The following is a 6,100-nucleotide window of genomic DNA, read 5'->3' on the forward strand; positions in this document are numbered from 1 at the left end:
TCAGGGCAAGAGGCTCGGCAGGGCCAGCCCCGCCGTCGTCAGGCCGATGATCGCCAGCAGCGCCAGGACGATCGTGCGGAACCGGGCCTGGTCGATCCGCGCGAACAGGGACAGGCCGGCCAGCACGCTCACCAGCACGATCGGCAGCGCGACGGCGAGGTCCTGCAGCAGGGCCGCGGGCAGGGGATCGAACAGGGCCAGGATGACGAGCGCCCAGACCTGAAGGACCAGCGTGAAGGTCTGGTAGACGGCCCGCTGCGTGCGCGGGTCCCAGCCGCGCACGAGGCTCCAGGCGGTCGGCAGCGCGCCCGACAATCCGGCAATGCCGCCCAGGACCCCGCCGACGAAGCCGATGGCGGCGTCGCTCCACGGGCTGCCGAAGCGCACCCGGAAATCGGCGCTCAGGCTCGCCACGACGGCGCTGTAGAGAATCAGGAAGGCGCCGATCCCGACCTTGACCAGCGCAGGGTTGAGGTCGTGCAGCAGGTAGATGCCGATCGGCGCCCCGACGAGGCCCGGGCCGATCATCGCGAGCACGGTCGCGCGCGGCGGCAGGGTCCTCAGGCGCAGGATCGAGAGGCTCTGCGAGAGGATGCTGCAGACGAGCACCAGAGCCGTCGCCTCGACCGGCGGCCGGATCGACAGGAGGGTGCCGGAGGCGACGAGCGCGAAGGCGAAGCCCGTCAGCCCCGAGATCAGGCCGGCCCCGCTCAGGCAGAGGACGAGGAGAAGGGTCTCGCTCACCGGGCGGCTCCGATTCGCGCCGCGTCGCGGCCCCGCCCGCGCTCCGTCCTCGCCCGATGCACCGGCCTGCGCTCCCCCCGCCTGCGCGACGTCGGCCGGGACGCCCGGGGCGCCGCCGGTGCCGGCATCGTCTGAATGGATACAAGCCTAGTCTTATATAAGACTGCGCCGGCCAAGCAACCGGTCATTCGCCGCCAGCCTCACTTTGCCGTGAACGTGACGGAGCCACGAATCCGGCGTTGACCATGCGATATCTGATATCTTATATAAGACTCAGTCGCCGCAGAAACGACGGCTTTCACGGAGGAGCCCAGGAATGAGCAGCCACGCCGCGCCCGGCGAGGGCAGGACGCACCCCCACCTTCTCGCCCACGGGCCGCAGGACAACGTCGCCGTCGCGGTGATCGAGGGCCTGAAGGCCGAGACCGCCGCCTTCGGGGTGATCACGGAGGACAATTCCACCTTCGAGCTCCATGTCCGCCACGACATCCCGATCGGGCACAAGGTCGCCCTCGTCGATCTCAAGGCCGGCGACACCGCCATCAAGTACGGCCAGGACATCGGCAAGGTGATCAAGGACGTCGCCAAGGGCGAGCATGTCCATGTCCACAACGTCAAGACGAAGCGCTGGTGAGGTGACGTGATGTTCAAGGAAGCAGCCCAGCTCGAACACGAGATCGCGACCCCCTTCGTGGGCGGCGCCCCCGACCAGTTCGCCACCAAGGCCCTGCCGGCGGCCCGCGCCTCGACCGACCACCGGAACGCCACCTTCATGGGCTGGCGCCGGGAGAACGGGCGCGTCGGCGTGCGCAACCACGTCGTGCTCCTGCCCCTCGACGACCTCTCGAACGCCTCCTGCGAGGCGGTCGCCAACAACGTGAAGGGCACGCTCGCCCTGCCGCACGCCTACGGCCGCCTGCAGTTCGGCGAGGACCTCGAGGTCTTCTTCCGCACGCTGATCGGCATCGGCTCGAACCCGAACGTCGCCGCGGTCGTGGTGATCGGCATCGAGGAGCAGTGGACGAACCGGGTCGTCGAGGGCATCGCCCGGACCGGCAAGCCGGTGATCGGCTTCGGCATCGAGGGCCACGGCGACATCGCCACCATCGCCAAGGCCAGCTACCAGGCCAAGCGCTTCGTCCAGTGGGCGACCGAGTTGCCCCGCGAGGAATGCCCGATCTCGGACCTGTGGGTCTCGACGAAGTGCGGCGAGTCCGACACCACCACCGGCCTGGCCTCCTGCCCGACGGTCGGCAACATGTACGACAAGCTGATCCCGCAGGGCATCTACGGCGTGTTCGGCGAGACCTCGGAGATCACCGACGCCGAGCATCTCTGCCGGGAGCGCGCAGCGACGCCGGAAATCGCCGACAAGTGGTACGCGATGTGGAAGTCCTACCAGGACGACGTGATCGAGGCCCACAAGACCGACGACCTCTCGGATTCGCAGCCCACCAAGGGCAACATCGCGGGCGGCCTGACCACGATCGAGGAGAAGGCGCTCGGCAACCTCGAGAAGATCGGCCACGATTCCCGCTTCATCGACGCGCTCCAGCCCGCCGAAGCGCCGGCCCGGGGGCCGGGCCTCTACTTCATGGACACGTCCTCGGCCGCGGCCGAGTGCGTGACCCTGATGGCGGCGGCGGGCTACGTGGTGCACACCTTCCCGACCGGGCAGGGCAACGTGATCGGCAACCCGATCGTCCCGGTGATCAAGATCTCGGGCAACCCGCGCACGGTGCGCACCATGGGCGAGCACATCGACGTCGACGTGTCGGGCGTGCTGAGCCGCGAGATGACGATCCCGCAGGCGGGCGACGCGCTCATCGACATGGTGGTGCGCACGGCCAACGGCCGCCTCACGGCCGCCGAGTCCCTCGGGCACCGCGAGTTCGTGATGACGAAGCTCTACCGCAGCGCCTGATCGCGCTTCGGCGGCCGCGGCCCTTGGGGGCCGCGGCCGTCCCCCGACGCCACGGGGTGACACCGGGGCGGCGACCGCGGGACACATCGCGGCGCCCTCCGTCCGAGACACGATCTGGAGGAAGCGCAGTGAGGTTTCTGCGGTCGATCTATGGCCAAGTCCTGCTTGGCATCGCGCTGGGCGTCCTGGTCGGGGTGCTGGCCCCCGCATTCGCCGTCAGCCTGAAGATTCTCGGCGACATGTTCATCAACCTGATCAAGATGATCGTCGGGCCGGTGATCTTCTGCACGGTGGTGGTCGGCATCGCCCATGTCGGCGACATGAAGAGCGTCGGCCGGATGGGGCTGAAGACGATCGCCTATTTCGAGGTCTCCACCACGGTCGCCCTCGGGGCCGGCCTCCTCTTCGTCAACCTGCTGCGGCCCGGCGACGGCATCAACGCCACGCTCGAGAGCCTCGACGCCAAGAGCGTGGCCGCCATCGCCGGCAAGGCCCACGCCGAGGGCGTGATGCAGATCATCGCCAACATCATCCCGCACAGCGCCGTCGACGCCTTCGCCAAGGGCGACCTGATCCAGGTGATGTTCTTCTCCGTGCTTGTGGGCGTTGGAGTGTCGGCCCTTGGCCCCAGGGGCCAGTTCCCCCTGAAGGTGGTGCACGCCTTCGGGGACGTGCTGATGAAGGTCGTCGGCATCATCATGCACTTCGCGCCCGTCGGCGCCTTCGGGGCGATGGCCTTCACCATCGGCAAGTTCGGCCTCGGCATCCTGGCGCAGTACGGGATGCTGATCGTCTCGCTCTACCTGACCTTCTTCGTCTTCATCGTGCTGTTCCTCGGCGGGGTGATGCGCTTCTACGTGGGCCTGAGCCTGTGGAAGCTGTTCCGCTACAACAGTGAGGAGATGTTCATCCTGCTCGGCACCACGAGCTCGGAATCCGTGCTGCCCCGCCTGATGGCGAAGCTCGGAGGCCTCGGCGTGGACAAGAGCGTGACCGGGCTGGTCATGCCCGCCGGCCTGTCCTTCAACATGGACGGGTCCTGCATCTACCTGACCATGGCGGTCGGCTTCATCGCCCAGGCGCTCAACGTGCCCCTCAGCTGGGAGCAGCAGCTCGGCATCCTGGCGATCGCCCTCGTCACCTCGAAGGGCGTCGCGGGAGTGGCGGGCGCGATCCTGTTCGTGCTGGCGGCCACCCTCCAGGCTTCCGCCGTCATCCCCGTGGCCGGCATCGCGCTGATCATCGGCGTCGACCGGATCCTGAACGAACTGCGTGCCGTCACCAACGCCATCGGCAACATGGTGGCGACCCTGGTGATCGCCCGTTGGGAGGGCAAGATCGACCTCGCGCATGCCCGCGCCGTGCTCGATGGTCAAATCCAGCCGGACCTCGAAACGCTCGACGAGCCCGATGAGGTGCTGGAGCCGATCCCTGTGGCAGCTCAAGGGGCGCGGCGGCCGATCGCTGGGCCTGTGCCTGCGGTCTCGGTTTAGCCTCAAGCATCGCCCGGCCCCTCTTCGAAGGTAGGATTATGCCAAAGGTCGTCATCAGCGAGTTCATGGACGAGGCCGCGATCCGCGAGGGTCTCTCGGGCCTCGACACCCTCTACGACCCGGGCCTCGTCGACCGGCCGGAGGCGCTCGCCGCCGCGCTCGCGGGCGCCGACGCCCTGATCGTGCGCAACCGGACGCAGGTGCGCGGCGCTCTCCTGGCCGGAGCCCCCGACCTCAAGGTCGTCGGGCGGCTCGGCGTCGGGCTCGACAACATCGACGTCGCCGCCTGCAGGGCGCGCGGCGTCGCGGTCTACCCGGCGACCGGCGCCAATGACGGGGCGGTCGCCGAGTACGTGGTCGGCACCGCCCTGCTGCTCCTGCGCGGCGCCTACGGGGCGAGCGCCGAGGTCGCCGCGGGCGCCTGGCCGCGCAACGCCCTGATGGGGCGCGAGATCGCGGGCAAGCGCCTCGGCCTCGTCGGCTTCGGGGCGATCGCGCGCGAGACCGCCCGCCGCGCCGCCGCGCTCGGGATGACGGTGGCAGCCTACGATCCGTATCTCCCGCCGGACGATCCCGCCTGGCGGTCGGCCCACGGCGCCGTCGCCGCGCTCGCCCTCGACGCCCTGATCGCGTCGAGCGACGTGCTCTCGCTGCACGTCCCGCTCACCGACGAGACGCGGGGCCTGATCGGCGCCGCGGCGATCGCCGGCATGCCGGCGGGCGCGGTGCTGATCAACGCCGCCCGCGGCGGCATCGTGGACGAGGCGGCCGTCGCCGCCGCCCTGAAGGCGGGGCATCTCGGCGGCGCGGCGCTCGACGTCTTCGCGCGCGAGCCCCTCGGCGCCGAGGACGGCGCCGCCTTCCGCGACGTCCCGAACCTGATCCTGACGCCGCATATCGCGGGCGTGACGCGGGAATCGAACGTCCGCGTCTCCCGGGTCACGGCCGATGCCGTGCGCCGCCACCTGATGGAGGTCTGAGAGAGAATGCCGACCCTGACCCTGGAGGCCGCCCACGCGCTGGTCTCGGACGCTCTGATCCGCTCGGGCACGAGCCCGGCCGCCGCCGCGAGCGTCGCCCGCGCCCTCGTGGGCGCGGAGGCCGACGGGCTCAAGGGCCACGGCCTCTCGCGCGTGGCGCCCTACGCCGCGCAGGTGCGCGCCGGCAAGGTCGCGGGCGATGCCGTCGTGACGGTCGAGCGGCCGCGCCCGGGCCTCCTCGCCATCGACGCCGCGCACGGCTTCGCCTATCCGGCGATCGACGCGGCCCTCGCGGAACTCCCCGCGATGGCGCGCCAGCAGGGCATCGCGGCGGCGGGCATCCGGCGCTCGCACCATTGCGGCGCGGCCGGGCGCCCCGTCGAGGCCCTGGCCGGGGAGGGCCTCGTCGCGCTCCTCTTCGCCAACACCCCGGCCGCGATGGCGCCCTGGGGCGGGTCCCGGGCCGTGTTCGGCACGAACCCGCTCGCCTTCGCCTGCCCGCTGCCGGGGCGGGACCCGATCGTCGTGGACCTCGCCCTCTCGAAGGTGGCGCGCGCCAACATCGTGGCGGCGAGGAACCGCGGCGAGCCGCTCCCCGAGGGCTGGGCCCTCGATGCCGAGGGGCGGCCGACCACCGACGCGGCCGCGGCGCTCGCGGGCACGATGGTTCCCCTCGGCGACGCGAAGGGCACGGCGCTCGCCCTCATGGTGGAGCTCCTCGCCGCGGGCCTCACGGGCGGGCGCTACGCCGCCGAGGCCTCGTCCTTCCTCGACGCGGAGGGCGATCCGCCGGGCACCGGCCAGCTCATCGTCGCGATCGACGCGTCGGCCTTCTGCGCGGCACCGGAGCGGTTCGCGGAGCTTGCCGCCGCGATCGAGGCGCAGGCGGGCGCCCGCCTGCCGGGCGCCCGCCGCCTGGCGCTGCGTGCCCGCGCGGCCGCCTCGGGCCTGGCGATCCC

Annotated in this window: 6 protein-coding genes; 5 read left to right on the plus strand and 1 reads right to left on the minus strand. The window is 71.0% G+C overall.

Annotated elements, in window-relative coordinates; all coding sequences use genetic code 11:
• Positions 1–744 carry a sulfite exporter TauE/SafE family protein gene (locus tag WDW90_RS33875; RefSeq protein WP_336492081.1) on the minus strand — a complete coding sequence of 248 codons (744 nt, stop codon included), beginning with the start codon at positions 742–744 and terminating at the stop codon, positions 1–3.
• A 316-nt stretch (positions 745–1,060) separates the two neighbouring features.
• On the opposite strand from WDW90_RS33875, the gene WDW90_RS33880 reads away from it, so the two are divergent.
• From WDW90_RS33880 to WDW90_RS33900, 5 genes are all read left to right on the plus strand, one after another.
• Complete coding sequence (locus WDW90_RS33880; protein WP_336492082.1) at positions 1,061–1,378, plus strand: UxaA family hydrolase; 318 nt, start codon at positions 1,061–1,063, stop codon at positions 1,376–1,378.
• Positions 1,379–1,387: 9 nt separating this feature from the next.
• Positions 1,388–2,668 carry a UxaA family hydrolase gene (locus tag WDW90_RS33885; RefSeq protein WP_336492083.1) on the plus strand — a complete coding sequence of 427 codons (1,281 nt, stop codon included), beginning with the start codon at positions 1,388–1,390 and terminating at the stop codon, positions 2,666–2,668.
• Between the two features lie 128 nt (positions 2,669–2,796).
• The gene (locus WDW90_RS33890) at positions 2,797–4,161 is read left to right on the plus strand and encodes a cation:dicarboxylate symporter family transporter (RefSeq protein ID WP_336492084.1); all 1,365 of its coding nucleotides are present in this window, start codon (positions 2,797–2,799) and stop codon (positions 4,159–4,161) included.
• 38 nt (positions 4,162–4,199) lie between these two features.
• Entirely contained in the window at positions 4,200–5,141 is a 942-nt protein-coding gene (locus WDW90_RS33895) for an NAD(P)-dependent oxidoreductase (protein ID WP_336492085.1), read from the plus strand.
• A gap of 6 nt (positions 5,142–5,147) precedes the next feature.
• A partial coding sequence (locus WDW90_RS33900; protein WP_336492086.1) for an Ldh family oxidoreductase occupies positions 5,148–6,100 on the plus strand: 953 nt, incomplete at its 3' end.

Origin of the sequence: Methylobacterium nigriterrae, assembly GCF_037106235.1 — a bacterium.
Classification (GTDB): Bacteria; Pseudomonadota; Alphaproteobacteria; order Rhizobiales; family Beijerinckiaceae; genus Methylobacterium; species Methylobacterium nigriterrae.

Coding starts and splice junctions, on each gene's coding strand:
- WDW90_RS33885 (WP_336492083.1), top strand. CDS start 1,388: ATGTTCAAGGAAGCAGCCCAGCTCGAACACGAGATCGCGACCCCCTTC.
- WDW90_RS33895 (WP_336492085.1), top strand. CDS start 4,200: ATGCCAAAGGTCGTCATCAGCGAGTTCATGGACGAGGCCGCGATCCGC.
- WDW90_RS33880 (WP_336492082.1), top strand. CDS start 1,061: ATGAGCAGCCACGCCGCGCCCGGCGAGGGCAGGACGCACCCCCACCTT.